Origin of the sequence: Streptomyces sp. NPDC019937 (assembly GCF_040631655.1) — a bacterium.
Lineage (GTDB): Bacteria > Actinomycetota > Actinomycetes > Streptomycetales > Streptomycetaceae > Streptomyces.
The window spans coordinates 55,749-73,858 of sequence record NZ_JBEYAL010000026.1; the positions used below are offsets into that span (position 1 = coordinate 55,749).

The 18,110-nt window shown below is 73.4% G+C and carries 16 protein-coding genes; 4 read left to right on the forward strand and 12 right to left on the reverse strand.

Translation table 11 applies throughout. The features are described 5' to 3' along the window. Positions 1-3 precede the first annotated feature (3 nt). The 5 genes from ABZ562_RS25255 to ABZ562_RS25275 form a co-directional block, all read right to left on the reverse strand. On the reverse strand, positions 4-1,035 hold the full coding sequence (locus tag ABZ562_RS25255; RefSeq protein WP_361483799.1) for a neocarzinostatin apoprotein domain-containing protein: 1,032 nt from the start codon (positions 1,033-1,035) through the stop codon (positions 4-6). Beyond that, positions 1,032-1,943 (reverse strand): hypothetical protein, encoded by a 912-nt coding sequence (locus ABZ562_RS25260; RefSeq protein ID WP_361483801.1) that lies wholly within the window; start codon positions 1,941-1,943, stop codon positions 1,032-1,034. Before ABZ562_RS25260 ends, ABZ562_RS25255 begins: the two co-directional genes overlap by 4 nt. 9 nt (positions 1,944-1,952) lie before the next feature. Continuing rightward, the gene (locus ABZ562_RS25265) at positions 1,953-2,747 is read right to left on the reverse strand and encodes an LPXTG cell wall anchor domain-containing protein (protein ID WP_361483802.1); all 795 of its coding nucleotides are present in this window, start codon (positions 2,745-2,747) and stop codon (positions 1,953-1,955) included. 252 nt (positions 2,748-2,999) lie between these two features. Further along, the gene (locus ABZ562_RS25270) at positions 3,000-3,521 is read right to left on the reverse strand and encodes an ATP-binding protein (protein ID WP_361483804.1); all 522 of its coding nucleotides are present in this window, start codon (positions 3,519-3,521) and stop codon (positions 3,000-3,002) included. Between the two features lie 183 nt (positions 3,522-3,704). Continuing rightward, positions 3,705-4,073, reverse strand: coding sequence for an STAS domain-containing protein (locus ABZ562_RS25275; protein ID WP_055557610.1), 369 nt, complete (start codon positions 4,071-4,073; stop codon positions 3,705-3,707). Positions 4,074-4,325: 252 nt separating this feature from the next. Here ABZ562_RS25275 and ABZ562_RS25280 point away from each other — a divergent pair, with 252 nt between their 5' ends. Further along, on the forward strand, positions 4,326-5,273 hold the full coding sequence (locus ABZ562_RS25280; RefSeq protein ID WP_361483806.1) for an RNA polymerase sigma factor SigF: 948 nt from the start codon (positions 4,326-4,328) through the stop codon (positions 5,271-5,273). 80 nt (positions 5,274-5,353) lie between these two features. On the opposite strand, the gene hutI is transcribed toward ABZ562_RS25280, so the two are convergent. From hutI to hutU, 4 genes are all read right to left on the reverse strand, one after another. Further along, on the reverse strand, positions 5,354-6,550 hold the full coding sequence (hutI, locus tag ABZ562_RS25285) for an imidazolonepropionase (protein WP_361483808.1): 1,197 nt from the start codon (positions 6,548-6,550) through the stop codon (positions 5,354-5,356). A gap of 74 nt (positions 6,551-6,624) precedes the next feature. After that, entirely contained in the window at positions 6,625-7,998 is a 1,374-nt protein-coding gene (locus ABZ562_RS25290) for a formimidoylglutamate deiminase (protein ID WP_361483919.1), read from the reverse strand. Beyond that, positions 7,995-9,182, reverse strand: coding sequence for an allantoate amidohydrolase (locus ABZ562_RS25295; RefSeq protein ID WP_361483921.1), 1,188 nt, complete (start codon positions 9,180-9,182; stop codon positions 7,995-7,997). The genes ABZ562_RS25290 and ABZ562_RS25295 overlap by 4 nt, the downstream gene beginning before the upstream one ends. Before the next feature lie 95 nt (positions 9,183-9,277). Further along, positions 9,278-10,936 (reverse strand): urocanate hydratase, encoded by a 1,659-nt coding sequence (gene hutU / locus ABZ562_RS25300; RefSeq protein ID WP_361483810.1) that lies wholly within the window; start codon positions 10,934-10,936, stop codon positions 9,278-9,280. 337 nt (positions 10,937-11,273) lie between these two features. Between hutU and ABZ562_RS25305 the strand changes: the two genes are divergently transcribed. The 3 genes from ABZ562_RS25305 (at position 11,274) to ABZ562_RS25315 (ending at position 14,705) form a co-directional block, all read left to right on the forward strand. Further along, on the forward strand, positions 11,274-11,627 hold the full coding sequence (locus tag ABZ562_RS25305; protein ID WP_361483812.1) for a hypothetical protein: 354 nt from the start codon (positions 11,274-11,276) through the stop codon (positions 11,625-11,627). Between the two features lie 288 nt (positions 11,628-11,915). Beyond that, positions 11,916-12,935 (forward strand): NADP-dependent oxidoreductase, encoded by a 1,020-nt coding sequence (locus tag ABZ562_RS25310; protein ID WP_361483814.1) that lies wholly within the window; start codon positions 11,916-11,918, stop codon positions 12,933-12,935. Between the two features lie 402 nt (positions 12,936-13,337). After that, positions 13,338-14,705, forward strand: coding sequence for a diaminopimelate decarboxylase (locus ABZ562_RS25315; protein ID WP_361483816.1), 1,368 nt, complete (start codon positions 13,338-13,340; stop codon positions 14,703-14,705). An 88-nt stretch (positions 14,706-14,793) separates the two neighbouring features. Here ABZ562_RS25315 and ABZ562_RS25320 read toward each other — a convergent pair whose 3' ends face one another. The 3 genes from ABZ562_RS25320 to ABZ562_RS25330 all read right to left on the reverse strand — a co-directional run bounded on the left by ABZ562_RS25320 (position 14,794) and on the right by ABZ562_RS25330 (position 17,951). Beyond that, positions 14,794-15,354 (reverse strand): hypothetical protein, encoded by a 561-nt coding sequence (locus tag ABZ562_RS25320; RefSeq protein WP_361483817.1) that lies wholly within the window; start codon positions 15,352-15,354, stop codon positions 14,794-14,796. Positions 15,355-15,432: 78 nt separating this feature from the next. Next, on the reverse strand, positions 15,433-16,332 hold the full coding sequence (locus ABZ562_RS25325; protein ID WP_361483923.1) for a MurR/RpiR family transcriptional regulator: 900 nt from the start codon (positions 16,330-16,332) through the stop codon (positions 15,433-15,435). Positions 16,333-16,358: 26 nt separating this feature from the next. Further along, complete coding sequence (locus ABZ562_RS25330; RefSeq protein ID WP_361483819.1) at positions 16,359-17,951, reverse strand: aromatic amino acid lyase; 1,593 nt, start codon at positions 17,949-17,951, stop codon at positions 16,359-16,361. Positions 17,952-18,110 lie beyond the last annotated feature (159 nt).

An 18,110-nucleotide genomic window follows, 5' to 3' on the forward strand; every position in this document is an offset into this window, starting at 1 on the left:
TCCTCACGTCGTTCCCTTCGGGTTCGGTCGGTTCTCCTCGGACGGTGCGGAAAGGTGGTGCGTCGGTGTCCCCGGCAGCGTGTCCGGGGTGAACCAGGGCAGAGCGGTGGCCGGGGAGGCCGAGGCGGCCTTGTCGGCCTTGTCTGCCTCGCCGCCCGGGGGTGTGCGCGGCCGGACCTTGTCCACGACGGCCATGCCGATACGGAAGACCGCCGCCGGGACGACGACGCACAGCAGGATCCAGAAGAGGGTCACGCCCCAGGGCCGCCCCACGCCCCACGGCTGTTCGACGAGCACCTTGCGCCCGTACTCGAGCGACACCCGGTAGTCGCCGTGCGCGCCGGCCGACAACTCGACCGGCAGCTTGACCTGGGCCTTCTTGCCCGGCTGGATCGTGCCCCGCCACTGCTGCTCCTCCCAGTCGGGGGCGAAGACACCGTGCGCGGTGCCCACCTTGAAGACCGGGTCGCGGGCGGGGGTCGAGCCGAGATTGCCGACGGTGACGACGAGCCGTCGCTGTGGGGGCGCGCCGAACCAGGTCAGCAGCCCGCTCGACCCGTCGAGCCGCGCGCTGAGCACGCTGAGCCGTTCGCCTCCGGTGCGCTGCTCGGGCAGGGGCGCGACGGGATGTCCGGCGACCTTGAACGCCACGTCCGCGGCGGCGGCTTCGCCGGTCACGGTCGCGACGTGGACGACGCAGGGGCAGGGCTTGGGCGGTTCGGTGACCGGCAGCTTCCGGCGGAACGTGCCGTCCGCTCCGGTGGTGACCGCCCTGCCGTCTGCGTTGGCGCAGGAGTTGGTGCCGCCGATCATGTTCTGACCGCAGATGAGCAGGGTGAGCAGGGCGCGCGGCCGCCAGCCGGTGCCGCTCACGGTGATCGTGCCGCCCGTGCCCGCCTGTCCCCGGGACACCTTCGCGGCCGGGCCGTCGTCGGCCGCCGCGGCGGGTCCGGGGGTGGGTACGACGAGGGCGAGCACGGTGAGCAGGGCGGCCAGCAGCCCGGCGTACCGACGGTGGTGCGTACCGGCGTTCACGCGCTCGCTCCTGACTCCGTACCGTCCATCCGGCTCCGGCTCCGGCTCGGGCCGCGTGTGCGTCTGCGCACCAGCCAGGCGCCGCCGCCCGCCGCGCCCAGCGCCGTGGCCGCCGCGGCGGCGAGCAGCCATCCGGGGGCGGCGGTGTACGTGGCGGAGGCCGCCGCGTGCGCGCCGCCGCCCGCGGTGACGGTGAGCTTCACGTCCACCGCGTCGAGGGCGGGGGCGTCCGGCCAGCGCTCGGAGAGCCGTACCCGCTTGCCCGGCGGCACCTGGACGGGGAGGGTGCGGGCGTCCCGGCGCAGCACCGCGCCGAAGAGGCCGTCGGCGCGTACGGCCAGCCGTGGCGTCAGCGCGGTGTTGCCGCGGTTGACGACCGCGTAGCGGATGGCCGCCCCGCCGCCGTCCCCGGTCCGTACGACCGTGACGTCCTCGACGGAGAGCGCGGACAGCGTGGCCCCGCTGATCCGCAGGCGCATCCGTACGCCGGTCCGGTGGCCGTCGCCGGTGACGACGAGCGCGCCGGAGCGGTCACCGGGCGCCGCGTCGGGCGGGAGGGTGACGGTGAAGGGGACGTCGGCGCGGGTGCGGGCCGGGACGCTGAGCGTGCGGGCGGCGAACGCGATCCACGTGCCCTCGGCTCCCTCGCTCCGGAGCCGGAGGGTGTGGGGGCGCTGGTCCTTGTTGGTGACCGAGAGCTTGTCCCGGAGTACGGTGCCGGGCCGTCCCTCCAGGTAGAAGTACGGCCGGTCGGCGGCGTCCGGCGCGCTGCCCGCGCCGGGCGCGGGCGCCGCGGACCAGCCGGGCCCGGCGGCAGCGGCGGGCGCCGCGACCGCGCCCAGCGGTGCCGCGGCCACGGTCAGTGCGGCGGCGCACGCGCGGAACGCGGCGCCGGTACGGGACGGCATCGCCCGCTTCTAGCGCGCGGCCCGCCGGCGGCGGGTCAGCCAGAGCGCCCCGGCCGCCCCGGTGAGGAGCACCGTGCCGCCGAGGGTGCCGAGCGCGATGGCGGAGTCGGCGGGTCCGGTCTGCGGCAGCTCGCCGCCACCGGTGCCGCTCGTACCGGCGCTGCCGCTCGTACCGCCGGTGCTGCCGGTGCCGCCCGTGGTGCCCGTACCGCCGCTGTCGCCCGTACCGCCGCTGCCGCTCGTGCCCCCGGTGGAGTCGGAGCCGCCGGATGAGCCGCCCGCGGCCGTGACGTCCAGGGTCAGCGAGGGCTTGGGGTTGTTGCCCGGCGTGCAGGTCGTGGTCGTGCCCAGCGCCTTGATGGTCAGGGTCGAGGCGGTGAAGGTGACCTTTCCGCTCTTCTTGGGGGTGTACGTGCCCGTCAGGGTGCTGATCTTGATGGGCGTGTTGGCGGGGATGGCCTGCGAGTTGGGCGGGCCCGACACCGAAACGGTGCCGGTCTCCGCGCCGCCCAGCTTGATGAGCGCGCTCGGATGCATGGCCCCCTTGCCCAGTTCCACCGGGCTGGAGGAGACACCCTTCTCGAAGGACATGGTGAGCTTGTAGGCGCTGCCGCTCCGAACGCCCTTGATATCGATGGGCGATACGGCGCTTTTGTCGCCGATCGGCGTCTTGCACTGATAGTTGACGTCCACCGTGGCCGCGTGGGCGGCCGGAGCGGTGAGCAGTACCGCCGAACCGGCCACGGCCGCGGCCAACGTGAGGGCACCGCCGCGACTGGCCGTACGGCGTTGTGGTCGGGACACCTGAGATCCCCTCTCGCCAAGCGCCGCAGCCGCAAGCTAACTGACGGCACATCAGATCGGGCGCCGACAGTACGCCGGGGACCTTGCCGAGGGAAGACAAAGAGCACGCCGAATCGGCGTGACATGGATGAACTGGGTGCGGCACGTCAGCACGGGCCGAGACGGGCCGGACAACGGGCCGGAAGACGGCCCCGGAGGGCCGTACTGGAGGGCGCTCGGCACCCGGGCGGAGAGGGGCCGGGGCCGTGCTCTTCAGGCGGGCGCGGCCAGCTCGGCCCAGACGGTCTTGCCGGATCCCTCCGCGTTCCGCACGACCCCCCAGTCGAGGCACAGCCGCTGCACGATGAACATGCCGTGGCCGCCCGGCCGCCCGGCGCGGTGCGGGGTGCGGGGTGCGGGCGTCCCGGTGCCGAGGTCCACGACTTCGAGGCGGAGCACCTTCGCGTTGCAGCTGACCCGCAGCTCCTCGGGGCCGTCGGCGTGCAGGCAGGCATTGGTGACCAGCTCGGAGACGACGAGCAGCACATCCTCCGCCGCGGCCCGCTGATCAGCGGTCGCGGCCGGAAGCCAGCCCCAGTCACGCAGCGCCTCGCGCGTGAAGTCCCGGGCGCGCGGCACCGCACCGCTGGCCCCGATCAGATGGAGCCTGCGGAGCTGACGGATCCGCCCGGGGGGCGGCCCGGGGGGAGGAGTGGCCGGTGGGGCAGCCGAAGCGGCAGGGCCGTCCGGATCCGGGCCGCGGTCGCCCGGCGGGTACGGCCGGGTGGTGCTCATCAGCGCTTCACCTCACCGATTCACCGATTCAGGGACAAGGGATACCTGATCTCTTCAACAGTTTCAGCCTGTCTCCTGCCCGGCCAAAGCGTGAGAACACCCACTTCCCCGGTACGGCTCATGTGACGCGGACAACGCCTCGATGACACCCTGCCGACACACCGGGAACAGGAGTGGCGGAGATCACTCGACCAGCGCTGCGTCAAGGGACTCGTGGACCGTGAAAACGGCCTCCGCGCCGGTGATCTCGAACACACGGGCAACGACCGGCTGCATGCCGGCCAGATGGACGGCCCCGCCTTCGGCCTCGGCCTTCAGACGTGCGCCGAGCAGCACGTTCAGCCCGGTGGAATCGCAGAACTCCAGATGCGAGCAGTCCACCACCAGTCGCACGCGTCCCCCCTCCACGCACTTCTCCAGCGGCTCCCGCAGCACCTCGGCGGTGTGGTGGTCCAACTCACCCGTCGGTGTCACGACCGCGCTCGCCCCGTGGTGCCGAACCTCGACCTGGAGCCGGCCCTTGCTGGCGCTGCCGACCATCCCGCGGTCCATGTGCGCACCTCTTCTGGCGTCTCGTTGCTTTCGATTGCGCGCAATGAACCTTACGCCTTTGGCGGGTCCTCCGGTAGCCGAACATTTCGCATAGTTCGGCAAATATGGACAACGTGGACTTGCCACGCACCAGCGAATACGGGTAGGCGTAGGAGGAACACATCCGAACACGGCCCGGCTTTGGAGGCGCCGCTCACCGGAGCAGCACGTCATGGCATCGGCAGCCATATGCCGAGAACGACGGAGGAGACTATGTCACCCCAGCTCGACGACTCGCGTACCGACCCGTCTTGGAGTACCAGGGCCACCGCCTCGTCGACTCACGTACCCGAACAGTTCGTCCCTGATGCGGATGCCCAGGCGATCGCCGGATATTCCTTCGACGAATTGACCGAACTGTCCGATCTGCCGGAAATCCCGTCGTTCGAGACGGTGAGTCCGGTCGACGCGAGGGCCCTCTCGAAGACGCTCTTCGAGCGGATCGGGGTGCTCGAAGAAGGCACCCACGAGTACGCCTACGTCCGCAACACCCTGGTCGAGCTGAACCTGGCACTGGTCAAGTTCGCCGCCTCCCGCTTCCGCTCCCGCAGCGAGCCGATGGAGGACATCGTCCAGGTCGGCACCATCGGCCTCATCAAGGCCATCGACCGGTTCGAACCGGGTCGGGGTGTCGAGTTCCCCACCTTCGCGATGCCGACCATCGTCGGCGAGATCAAGCGCTTCTTCCGGGACACCAGCTGGTCCGTGCGCGTCCCCCGGCGGCTGCAGGAGCTGCGGCTGGACCTGGCCAAGGCCGGCGACGAACTGGCCCAGCGGCTCGACCGCGCGCCGACCGTCGGCGAGTTGGCCGAGCGCCTGGACATCACCACCGCCGAGGTCGTCGAGGGCATGGCCGCGAGCAACGCGTACACCGCCAGCTCGCTGGACGCCCAGCCCGAGGAGGACGACTCCGAGGGCGCGCTGGCGGACCGCATCGGCTACGAGGACCACGGGCTCGAAGGCATCGAGTACGTCGAGTCCCTGAAGCCCCTGATCGCCGATCTGCCCGCCCGGGACCGCCAGATCCTCTCCCTGCGCTTCGTCGCCAACATGACGCAGTCGGAGATCGGTGAGGAACTGGGCATCTCCCAGATGCACGTCTCCAGACTGCTGTCGCGCACCCTCCGCCGGCTCCGCAAGGGACTGATGATCGAGGAGTAACGCTTCCGCAGACGGATAAGGGCCCGCCCCCGCTCGTTCGGGACGGGTCCTTATTCGTGCCCGGTTCCTCCGATGCGCGGTCAGACGAGCGTGCCGGCGCGCCAGACCGCCGAGACCAGCGGCACGCCGGGACGGTAGGCGAGGTGGACGTGGGAGGGCGCGTCCAGCAGCGCGAGGTCGGCCCGGGCGCCGGGGGCGATCCGCCCCACGTCGTCGCGGCGCAGCGCCCGCGCCCCGCCCGCGGTGGCCGCCCAGACCGCCTCGTCGGGGGTCATCCCCATCTCCCGTACGGCCAGGGCGACGCAGAACGGCATCGAGCTGGTGAAGGACGAGCCGGGGTTGCAGTCCGGCGACAGCGCGACCGTGGCGCCCGCGTCCAGCAGCCGGCGCGCGTCCGGATAGGTGGAGCGGGTGGAGAACTCCGCCCCGGGCAGCAGGGTGGCGACGGTGTCGCCCTGTGCCAGGGCGTCCACGTCGGCGTCGGTGAGATGGGTGCAGTGGTCGGCGGAGGCCGCGCCCAGCTCGACGGCCAGCTGCACACCGGGGCCGTACGAGAGCTGGTTGGCGTGGACGCGCGGGATGAGCCCGCGCTCCTTCCCGGCGGTGAGGACGGCCCGGGCCTGGTCGCCGTCGAAGGCGCCCTGTTCGCAGAAGACGTCGACCCAGCGGGCGTGCGGGGCGCACATGTCGAGCATCGGGCCGGTGACGAGGTCGACGTACGCGGCGGGGTCGTCGGCGAACTCGGGGGCGACGATGTGCGCGCCGAGGAAGGTCACCTCGTCGGTGTGGGCGGCGGCGATGGACAGGGCGCGGGCCTCGTCCTCCGATGTGAGGCCGTAGCCGGACTTGATCTCCAGGGTGGTGGTGCCCTGGTGCAGGGCCTCCACCACATACCGGGCGACGTTGGCGTTGAGCACGTTGTTCGAGGCGGCGCGGGTGGCGGCCACGGTGGTGCGGATGCCGCCCGCGCTGTAGGCCCGGCCGGACATCCGGGCGTTGAACTCCTCGGTGCGGTCGCCCGCGAAGACCAGGTGGGAGTGGGAGTCGACGAAGCCCGGGATGGCGGCCCGGCCCGCCGCGTCGACCCGGTTGTCGGTGGCGGGTGCTTTGCTTGTCTCACCGACCCAGGCGATGCGGTCACCGTCGATGACGACCGCCCCGTCCTGGATCAGACCGAGGGGGCCTTCGCCGAGGGAGGGGTCGTTGGTGACGAGGCTGGAGATGTGGGTGAGGGCGGTCGTGGTGGGGGTCGCGACCGTGTCCGTGGCGGTGGTCATGGTGGGGGCGTTCTCCTTGATCAGCCGGCTCGGCCTGGTCGGCCTGGTCAATGTGGTCGGCCTGGTCGGCCTGGTCAGCCGTGCAGGGCCGCGATGGCTCCGGCCAGTGCTTCGGGGACGCGCGGGACGAGCTGGTGCGCCCCGTCCCGTACGACGTGGCGGCCGCCGACCACGGTGTGCCGGACGTCCGCGTTGGTCGCCGCGAATATCGCCGTCTCGGCGCCCAGCCGGGCCGGCGGCCCCGCCGTGCGGACCGAGTCCAGCGCGATCGTGGTGAGGTCGGCGAGCGCGCCCACCTCGATCCGGCCGGTGTCCGCGCCCCAGCCGAGCGCCGCGTGACCGTCGGCGGTGGCGGCGCGCAGCAGCTGGGCGGCGGTCCAGTGGCCGCGGGTGCGGGTGTGCAGCCGCTCGTCCAGCTCCATGGCGCGGGCCTCTTCGAGGATGTCGATCACGGCATGGCTGTCGCTGCCCAGGGACAGCGGTGAGCCCGCCTGGCCCAGCTGGGCGGCCGGGCCGATGCCGTCGGCCAGGTCCCGCTCGGTGGTCGGGCACATGCACACACCGGTGGCCGAGTGGCCCAGCAGCCGGATGTCGCCGGGGGTGAGGTGGGTCGCGTGCACGGCGGTCGTGCGCGGGCCCAGCACCCCGTGGTCGGCGAGCAGCCGGGTGGGGGTGAAGCCGTGCGCCTCCACGCAGGCGTCGTTCTCGGCGGTCTGCTCGGAGAGGTGGACGTGGAGGGGCGCCGCCTGTCCCTCGGCCCAGCCGGACACCGTCGCGAGCTGATCGACGGGCACGGCCCGCACCGAGTGGATGGCGGCGCCGATGCGGGTGTTGCCGTCGCTCTTCAGCGCGGAGACCCGCTCGGCCCAGGCGTCCGCGGTGCCGTCCGAGAAGCGGAGCTGGTGCTGGTCGGGCTCCTTGCCGAAACCGGAGGAGAGATAGCAGGTGTCGAGGAGGGTGATGCGGATACCGGCCTCGGCCGCGGCCGCGATCAGGGCCTCCCCCATGGCGTTGGGGTCGGCGTAGCGGCCGCCGCCGGGCGCGTGGTGCAGATAGTGGAACTCGCCGACGCAGGTGATGCCCGCCATGGCCATCTCGGCGTACACGGCGCGGGCGAGATCGAAGTAGCTGTCCGGGGTGAGCCGGTCGGCCACCTCGTACATCACCTTGCGCCAGGTCCAGAAGGAGTCCGGCGCCGCCCCGTCCGACGGGCGCGCCGAGGCGCCCGCCTGCACGATGCCGCGCAGCGCCCGGTGGAAGGCATGGCTGTGCGCGTTGGCCAGGCCGGGGACGGTCAGACCGCGCAGGGTGACGGAGCCGGCCGGATGCAGGGGGCTCCCGGGCCGCACGGCCTTGATCCGCCCGTCCGTGGCCACCACGATGACCACGTCCGGCACCACCTGCCCGTCCAGCCAGGCGTACTCCGCCCAGTAGGTCTGCGCCGTCAGTGACACGCCAACCCCTCCAGTACCTGCGCGAGCGCGGCCACACCGGCGAGGCAGTCATCCTCGCCCGCCGTCTCCGCGGGTGAGTGCGAGACGCCGGTGGGGTTCCTTACAAACAGCATGGCGGTCGGAACCGACGCGGACAAAATGCCCGCGTCGTGCCCGGCCCCGGTGGGGAGGACCGGAACGCCGCCGAGCAGGCCCGACAGCTGGTCACGCAGGTCGTGGGCGAATTCCACGATGGGGGTGAAGGACTCCCGGGTGACCCGGACGTCCACCCCGTCGCGCTGCCCGCGCTCGACCGCGGCGCGCTCGATCTCGCCGACGACGGCGGCCAGGGTCTCCTCGTCGGGGGCCCGGGAGTCCAGCCAGCCGCGCACCAGGCCGGCGATCGCGTTCACCCCGTTCGGCTCGACGCCGACCTTGCCGAAGGTCGCGAGCGCCCCGGCCAGGCGAGCCTTCTTGCGGGCCGCGAGGACGGTGTTCGCGTAGGTGAGCATCGGGTCGCGGCGGTCGTCGAGCCGGGTCGTCCCGGCGTGATTGGCCTCGCCGTGGAAGTCGAACCGCCAGCGGCCGTGCGGCCAGATCGCGGAGGCGACGCCCACGGGGTGGCTCGTGTCGTCCAGGGCCCGGCCCTGCTCGATGTGCAGCTCCACGAAGGCGCCGATGCGGGCCAGCCGCTCCGGGTCGGGCCCGATGGCCTCCGGGTCGTACCCGGCGCGCTCCATGGCCTGCGGCAGCGTGACCCCGTCCGCGTCCCGGAGGGCGTGCGCCTGCTCCGGGCCCAGCTGCCCCGCGGTGAGCCGGGACCCGACGCAGGCCAGGCCGAAGCGGGCGCCCTCCTCGTCGCCGAAGTTGACGATGGCGAGGGGTTTGGTGGGCGCGACGCCGCGTGTCCGGAGCTGGTCCAGGGCGGCGAAGGACGAGACGACGCCGAGGGGGCCGTCGAAGGCGCCGCCGTCGGGGACGGAGTCCAGGTGGGAGCCGGTGACCACGGCGTCTCCGGCTGCGGGGTCGCCGAGCCAGGCCCACTGGTTGCCGTTGCGGTCCAGCTCGTAGGTGAGGCCGCGGGCCTCCGCCTGTGCCTGGAACCAGGCCCGGCAGTCGGTGTCGGCGCCGGTCCAGGCATAGCGGCGGTAGCCGCCGGATTCCGCGTGGCGGCCGATGGGGGCGAGGTCGCGCCACATCTCGTGGAACGACGCGCCGGTCGTGGGGGGTGTGCCCACTGTGGTCTCAGCCTCCGTTTCGTGAGCGGGTGCGGGCCGACGGGCGGGCACAACGGTCACTCCGACTCCCTCATGGGGATGCGGACGTCGCGTTCGGCGGCCACCTCGTCGGCGCGGTCGTAGCCCGCGTCCACGTGGCGGATCACGCCCATCCCCGGGTCGTTCGTCAGGACGCGGCGGATCTTCTCGCCCGCCAGCGGCGTACCGTCGGCGACCGTCACCTGGCCCGCGTGGATCGAGCGGCCCATGCCGACCCCGCCGCCGTGGTGGATCGACACCCAGGAGGCGCCCGAGGCCACGTTGACCATGGCGTTCAGCAGCGGCCAGTCGGCGATCGCGTCCGAGCCGTCGAGCATGGCCTCGGTCTCGCGGTACGGGGAGGCCACCGAGCCGCAGTCCAGGTGGTCGCGGCCGATGGCCAGCGGCGCGGCGAGCGTCCCGTCGGCCACCATCTCGTTGAACCGCTCGCCCGCCTTGTCGCGCTCGCCGTAGCCGAGCCAGCAGATGCGGGCGGGCAGCCCCTGGAAGTGGACCCGCTCCCCCGCCATCTTGATCCAGCGGGCCAGGGACTCGTTCTCCGGGAACAGGTCGAGGATCGCCTTGTCCGTGGCCGCGATGTCCTTCGGGTCGCCGGACAGCGCCGCCCAGCGGAACGGGCCCTTGCCCTCGCAGAACAGCGGCCGGATGTACGCGGGCACGAAGCCGGGGAAGGCGAAGGCGCGCTCGAAGCCCGCGAGCTTGGCCTCGCCCCGGATCGAGTTGCCGTAGTCGAAGACCTCGGCGCCCGCGTCCATGAATCCGACCATGGCCTCCACGTGCCGGGCCATCGCCTCGCGCGCCCGCTGGGTGAAGTCGGCGGGCTTCTCGGCGGCGTACGACGCCATCTCGTCGAAGTCCACGCCGATCGGCAGGTACGACAGCGGGTCGTGGGCGCTGGTCTGGTCGGTGACGATGTCGATCGGCGCGTTCATCGCGAGCAGCTGCGGGACCAGCTCGGCCGCGTTCCCCAGCACGCCGATGGACAGCGGGCGGCGGGCGTCGCGCGCCTCGGTCGCGAGCTGGAGGGCGTGGTCCAGGCTGTCGGCGCGCACGTCCAGGTAGCGGTGCTCGATACGGCGCTCGATGGCGCGCGGGTCGCAGTCGATGCAGATCGCGACGCCGTCGTTCATGGTGACCGCGAGCGGCTGGGCGCCGCCCATGCCGCCGAGACCGGCGGTGAGGGTGATCGTCCCGGCGAGGGTGCCGCCGAACTTCTTCTCCGCGACGGCCGCGAACGTCTCGTACGTGCCCTGGAGGATGCCCTGGGTGCCGATGTAGATCCACGAGCCAGCGGTCATCTGGCCGTACATGGTCAGGCCCAGCGCCTCCAGGCGGCGGAACTCCTCCCAGTTCGCCCAGTCGCCGACCAGGTTGGAGTTGGCGATCAGGACGCGCGGCGCCCACTCGTGGGTCTGCATGACGCCGACCGGACGGCCCGACTGGACGAGCATCGTCTCGTCCTGCTTCAGCGTGCGCAGGGTGCGGACCATGGCGTCGAACGAACGCCAGTCGCGGGCCGCCTTGCCGGTGCCGCCGTAGACGACGAGCTTGTCGGGGTGCTCGGCGACCTCCGGGTCGAGGTTGTTCTGCAGCATCCGCAGGGCGGCTTCCTGCTGCCACCCCCGGGCGCTCAGCTCCGTACCACGCGGGGCCCGTACGGGTCGCGGTCCTGACATGGGCCGTGCCTCCCTGCCATCGACTGGATCGAGTTATTCACATCTTGGATGCGATGAATATAGCTAGTCAATAGGGGCGGCGGTGGCATACACCCGGGTGGTTCCACAAAAGGGCGCGCCCGCCGCCTCAACCACCACTACGAACGAACCCGGTAACCGCCTGACCCTTCTCGGGCAGCAGTCGCACCCTGCCGCCACAAACAGCACTCAAAACCGACTAAACAGGGCACTTCCTGGCAAATATCGAATACCGGGGTTCTTCCAGTCTTCCGAGTGGAATTCAGGAATCAGTCTCTGCCGGTCGGCAGGTCACGCGCTCGCAGACAGGAGTCCCGACATGTTCAAGCAGATCACGACCCTTGCGGTGGCCACGCTTGTCACCGGGCTGGTCACCGTCCCCGTCGCCGAAGCGGCGCAGACGCGGTCCTCCGTGGCGGGCAGCGTCACGCTGTGCTCGCAGGCGGATCTGAGGGGGACCTGCAAGACGTTCCTCCGGCCCTCACCGCTCAAGGACGTGCCGATCGCGGCATTCACGATGCGATCGGTGAAGAACACCACCACGGGCAAGGTGTTCCTCTACTCGGGCGCCCCCTCGCAAGGCAGGTGCACCGGCCTGTACAGGAGCGTCGACGCCGCCCACTGGAGGAACATCACCCCCGCGAAAACCGTCAGGTGTATCCACTTCACCTGACCCCGCCTCCTTGGCGGCCCGCCGGTTCGACCGGCGGGCCGCCAAGGCCCGTTCGGCAGAGCAGATACCACCCCACCGAGACCAGCCACACGGCGAAGGCCAGTCCGACCAGGACTCTTCCGGCGATCAGCGTGTCCGGCCCGACCAGCCGTCACCCCGGCGCCGCCGAGACCGGCCACGCCGTCCGGGGACACCGGCAGCCACGAAACGCGGGATCTGCGAGATGCCCTGAAGCGATCTCGTTAGCGTCATGGCGTCCCCCGCCGCCGCTCGCCCCCGGAGCCCGCCGTGTCCCTGCCCGCGACCCATCGCGAGGTGCGCCTCGCCGCCCGGCCCGAAGGGCCGCTCACCACCGACCACTTCGCGGTCGTCCACGCCCCGCTGCCCGCCCCCGGCCACGGCCAGGTGCTGGTACGGAACCGGCTGATGAGCGTCACCGCCGCCATGCGCCCGCTCACCTCGGCCGACCCCGGCGCCCTCGGCCTGCCGCAGCTGCGCAACCGGGTCGGCGACGTCATGCGGGGCCCCGCCCTCGGCGAGGTGATCAGCGCCCCGCCGGACACCGGGCTGACCCCCGGCGCCCTCGTCCGCCACCACTCCGGCTGGCGCGAGTACGCCGTCCTCGACCCGGCCGAGGCGCCCCCGATCGACCCCGCCGCGCTGCCCGACCCCGCCGCGTACCTCTCCCAGGGCTTCACCGCCTGGCTGGGCGTCGTGCGCGGCGCGGGGGTGCGGCGCGGCGACACGGTGTTCGTCACCGGCGCGGCGGGCGGGGTCGGCACCCTGGCCGGGCAGTTCGCGCGGCTCCACGGCGCCGCGCGGGTCATCGGCTCCACCGGTTCCCGTGCGAAGGCCGACCGGCTCGTCGAGGAGCTGGGCTACGACGCCGTCGTGATCCGTGGCGCGGGCCCCGTCGAGGAGCAGCTGCGCGCGGCGGCACCGGACGGCATCGACGTCCTGTTCGACACCGTCGGCGGCGAGCAACTGCGGGCCGCGCTCGCCCTGGCCCGCCGCAAGGCCCGCTTCGCCATCGTCGGCGCGCTCGCCGCCCAGCTGTCCGACGGCGCCCTCGCCACCACCCCGATCAGCACCCTCGCCCTCATCGCCCGCGGCGTCACCCTGCGCGGCATCAGCGCCTACGACCACCCGGACGCTCTGCCGACGTACGTGCGCGAGTTCGGCCACGCCCTGCGCGAGGGCGCGATCACCTACCCCCACACCCGACTCACCGGCATCGCCCAAGCCCCGCGCGCGTTGGTGGAGTTGCTGGAGGGCCGCCACCTGGGCGCGGTATTGGTGGAGCTGTGAGCGGCCGCGCCCCCGCTCCGGCCCCGTCCGGACCGCCGCCGACGGGGAGCCCGCCGCCGCGCCGAGCCGTGCGGTCGGGCGTACGGGCGGAGCGGGACGCCCGCCGGCGCCGGGTCAGCGCGGGGTCGAGGCCCGGCCCCGCACCGGGACGGCGTACGGAACGCCCGGTCCACACGCCCGCCCTGCCCCGACACGGCACCACGGCGGACCGACGCGCGTCCTCGGTGCCGAGGGGCGTGCGAGGGCGGCCCCCTGGGTCGGTGCGGCCTCGCCCCCGGCCCGCCTCCGCGCCCAAACGGCGCACCCAAACGGCGAGGGCCCGGCGGCGGGCCGTTTCCGCGCCCCGCCGAAGCGCACCCGGTGGCCTGGCCCGTGGCCCCGGTCGGGTGGTTGGCTGAGGGCATGACTGCGAACCCGGTCTCGAACCCGGCCCCGGCCACCGCCGTCGAGCGGCGGGAGCGGGCCGTGCGCGCCGCCGTCGAGCAGGGCCTGCTGGGCCCCGAGCAGCCCGTCGTGGGGCTGCTCGACGTCACCGGCATCCGCGCCGCCGCGGCCGAGCTGCGGGCGGCCTTCGACGAGGTCGTGGCGCCCGGCACGCCCGTTCTGCACGCCTTCGCCGTGAAGGCCGCCGCCCTCGTGCCCGTCCTGCGGCTGCTGACCGACGAGGGGCTGGGCTGCGAGGTGGCGAGCCCCGGCGAGCTGGCCCTCGCCCGGGCCGCCGGGGCGGCCCCCGACCGCATCGTCCTCGACTCGCCCGCCAAGACCCCCGCCGAGCTGCGCGAAGCCCTCGACCTGGGCATCGCCCTCAACGCCGACAACCCGCAGGAGCTGGCCCGGCTCGACTCGCTCGTGGGCGCCGCCCCCACCCGCTCCCCACTGGGCCTGCGGGTCAACCCGCAGGTGGGCGGCGGCAGCATCGACGCGCTCAGCACCGCCACGGCGACCTCCAAGTTCGGGGTCGCGCTGCGCGACGTAGGGGCGCGCGACTGGGTCGTACGCGCCTTCGCCGAGCGCCCCTGGCTGACCCGGCTGCATGCCCACGTCGGCTCGCAGGGGTGCCCGCTGGAGCTGATGGCGGCGGGCGTCCGGGCCGCGTACGAACTCGCCGAGGAGATCAACGCGACCATCGGCCGCCGCCAGATCGACACCCTCGACATCGGCGGCGGCCTCCCCGTGAACTTCACCTCCGACGAGATCACGCCCAGCTACCGGGAGTACGCGCGACTCCTCAAGGCCACCGTGCCGGGGCTCCTCGACGGCCGGTACGGCCTGGTCACCGAGTTCGGGCGGTCGCTCCTCGCCAAGTCGGGGGTGGTGCTGGCGCGCGTCGAATACGCGAAGTCGGCCGGGGGGCGCCCGATCGCCGTGACGCACGCGGGCGCGCAGCTGGCCACCCGTACGGTCTTCGCCCCCACCTCCTGGCCGCTACGGGTCGCCACGTACGACGCGGACGGCCACCCCAAGCGCACGGGCCCCGACGGCCCGGTCACCCAGGACATCGCGGGCCCCTGCTGCTTCGCGGGCGACCTGGTGGCCGAGAACCGGGCCCTGCCGGAGCTGGCGGCAGGGGACCTGGTGGGCCTGCTGGACACGGGCGCGTACTACTTCTCCAACCACTTCGCCTACAACAGCCTGCCCCGGCCGGGCGTGTACGGCTTCGCACCCGACGGCGACGGGATCCGCTTCGCGGAGGTACGGAAGCCCCAGACGGTGGCGGAGATCGTGGCGGAAAGCGGCGGCGCCGAAGCGGAGGGGCTGACGGCCTTGTGAGGGCCATCGGCGTGAGGGGCGGGGTCGCAGGGGTGGGGTCACCACCCACCCGCGCCCACGAACACACCCACCCGCACCCCGCCAGGGGTCACCGCTTCGCGCCGCCCGGCCCCGCGTCGCCCGCCGCGGGGCCCGTCGTCTGGTAGGCGCGGACGGCGGGGCCCGCCGGGCGGCCCCGGGGGACCCGGTCCGTACGGACCCACAGCAGGGCGTCGTGGGCGTGCTCCCAGCGGCCCAGCCACAGCGCCTTGGCCCACAGCCCCGCGCCGAGGCCCGCCAGCAACAGCCCGCCCGCGGCGGGGACGGCGAAGGACGAGGCGACGGCGGCCAGGAAGGCCAGGAGCAGCCACCACCGCAGGGCTCGGCGGCGGGTTCGCAGGGTCACCGCGCGGTCCTGGAGGAACACCGACTTGGCCGCCCGGGTGGCCTCCTGGGCCAGCGTCAGATACCGGCCCCGCCGCACGACGAAGACGACGGCGGCCGCGAGCAGGAAGAGGGCCGCCCCGGCCAGCAGGCCGATGCGGCGTCCGGTGAGGCCGGGGAGCAACGTTCCGATGCCCGCGGCCAGGAGTCCGGACCACCACAGCCATCCGGCGGGTGCCCGTACGATCACGGCAACCCGTACCAGCGCATACGTCCCTCGTCCCATTGCCGACCTCCTCGACGTCTCAGGCCATCGAGCGCGGGACTGTAGTCAGGGTGGCTGAGAAAAAGGTGAGAGGGGGACCTACTCCACGAACAGCCCGCGCGCGGCTGCCCGCGCGTCGAACTCCTCCAGCCGCGCCTGCGCCTCCGGCAGCGCGTCGCACATGGCCTCCAGCAGCACCCGGCCCAGCAGCATCGGCGCGCAGGCGGTGTCGAAGGCCAGCCCGGTGCCGACAGCGGCGGGCAGCAGCAGGTCGCTGTGGCGGGCGACCGGGGCGAAGGCGCTGTCGGCGACGGTGACGACGGTCAGGCCGGTGTCATGGGCGTACTCCAGACCCTCCACGACCTCGCGCGGGTGGCGCGGCAGGGCGAAGCACAGCAGGGCGGTGGCGCCCGCGCGGTGGGCGGCGTCGATGCGGTCGGCGAGCATCGTGCCGCCCTCGTCCAGCAGCCGGACGTCGGGGTGGACCTTGCGCGCGAAGTAGGTGAAGCCGCGCGCCTGGGCGGAGGCGGCGCGCAGGCCGAGGACCGGCAGCGGGCGGGACGCGGCGAGCAGCCGGCCCGCGCGGAGGACGGGTTCGGGGTCGGCGAGCAGGGCGGCGAGGTGGCGCAGGTTGTCGATCTCTGACTGCACGGCCTGCTGGTACTCGTTGTACGCCCCGTCCCCGGCGGCCCGCTCCTCGGCGGCGGGGGCGACGTCGCGCAGGTGCTTGCGCAGCGCGGGGTAGCCGTCGAAGCCGAGCGCGACGGCGAAGCGGGTCACGGAGGGCTGGCTGACCCCGGCGAGTTCGGCGAGTTCGACGCTGGAGAGGAACGGGGCGTCGGCCGCCCGCCGCACCATGCAGTGGGCGATGCGGCGCTGGGTGGGGGTGAGGCGGTGGCCCTCGAACAGGGCCTGGAGACGGGCGGTGCTGCCCGAAACCGCCCCGTTCGCCGCGCTCGCCGTACTCGCCCCGTCGGCCGTACTCGCCGCACCGGCCATGCCCGCCACCCCGTTGTCCGTACTCATCAGTCCTCCTGACCCTCGGCACTCTCACGAGCCACGGCAAGCTCAACGGCCTCGCACACGTCGGCCAGCGGGTCCAGCAGACCCACCGCGTCCGCCACATCCTCCGTCAACGGCCGGTCCTCCATCCGCGGATCGAGAACTTCCGCCGCCAGCGCGTAGGCGGTGGCCGCCGGTACGCCGGGCTCCGGTTCCATGCCGCGCTGCCGCAGCGCGCGTACCGCCGCGACCAGTTCGCAGGCCAGCACCTGCCGGTAGTGGTCGGCCACCCGCAGCGTCTGGCGGGCGCCGAGCGAGGCGAAGCTGGCCTGTTCCTCGACGCCGCGGGAGAGCACGGCGTGGCCGAGGGAGGCGGGGTGGGAGACGGCCCGCATCTCGCCGAGGGCCGCGCCCGCCGCGTACTCCAGGATCATCACGCCGGAGCTGGCGGGCGCGGGGTCGCCGAGGAAGGGCCGCAGCCGGGTGAAGTCGGGTTCGCTGAGCGCGGCGAGCCGGGCGGTGGACAGCCGCGCGGTCTGCAGGGCGGCGAGCCGGAAGTGGTCGAGGGCGAGGGCGGCGTGCGCGGCGTAGAAGTTGCCGTGGTGGTACGCGGCCTCGTCCTCGGCGCTGATCAGCGGGTTCTCGGCGGCGGCGTTGACGTCGACGTTCAGCACCCGCTCCAGCGCGTCGGCGGCGTCCAGCGCCGGGCCGTGGATCTGCGGCAGGCAGCGGAAGCCGTACGGGTCCTGGATGCGGCCGAGCGGCGGGGTGGGCCGGGCGGGGGCGCCGAGGAGGGCGCGTATGCGGGCGGCGGCGCGGATGGAGCCGGGGTGCGGGCGGGCGAGCTGGACGGGTTCGGCGTACGCCTCGTACGAGCCGCCGACCGCGATCAGCGAGAGCGCGGCGACGGCGAGCGAGGCGGACAGCAGCCGCCGCAGGTCGTCCAGCGCGAGGGCGGACTGGCCGAGGGTGAGGGCGTTGCTGCTGATGAGCGCGAGGGCGTCGTTGCTGTCGAGGGTGATGGGGTCGGGGGCGCGGCCGCCGGGGGCGGCGTCGGTGAGGTCCCAGGGGTGCTCGCCGACGAGGGCGAGCCCGGCCTGGGCGAGGGCGGCGAGGTCGCCGGTGCCGACCGCACCGAATTCGTTGACCACGGGGTGGACACCGGCGTCCAGTGCCTGGACGAGGGAGGTGACGACGGAGGGGCGCAGTCCGGCGCCGCCCGCGAGCACCTGGTTGGCGCGGACGGCCATCATGGCGCGGACCTCGCGGCCGGGCAGCGGGGCGCCGATGGCCCCGGCGTGGCTGCGCAGCAGCCGCAGGCCGTGGTCGGCGTCGGGGCCGACGTCCTCGGTGCGGTTGGCGCCGACGCCGGTGGAGCGGCCGTAGACCCGTCCGGTGGCGGCGAGCCGGTCGGCGGTCTCCCAGGCGCGTTCGGTGAGGGCGAGGGCGGCGGGGTCGGGGGCGGCGGGTAGGTTTCTGCGGTCGGCCAGGCGTACGACGTCGGCGACGCGCAGGCCGCGGCCGTCAAGGGTGATCCGCGGCGCGGCAGCAGCGGTGCGGTCCGCCGTCGTGGCCGGTGCGGCGGTCGCCGCGCCGGTGGCCGTCGAATCCAGCATGTGAGACACCATCCAGGGCAACCCCTTCCGAACGCACCCTTATCGGGCTAGCCGCCAAGCGTTTTCGTCCCATATTGCGAGCAGAAGTAACCGGCGATTAACGCAGACCTATTGACTTCTATTCACTCGACTATGACTGTGCATGACTATATGCAGACA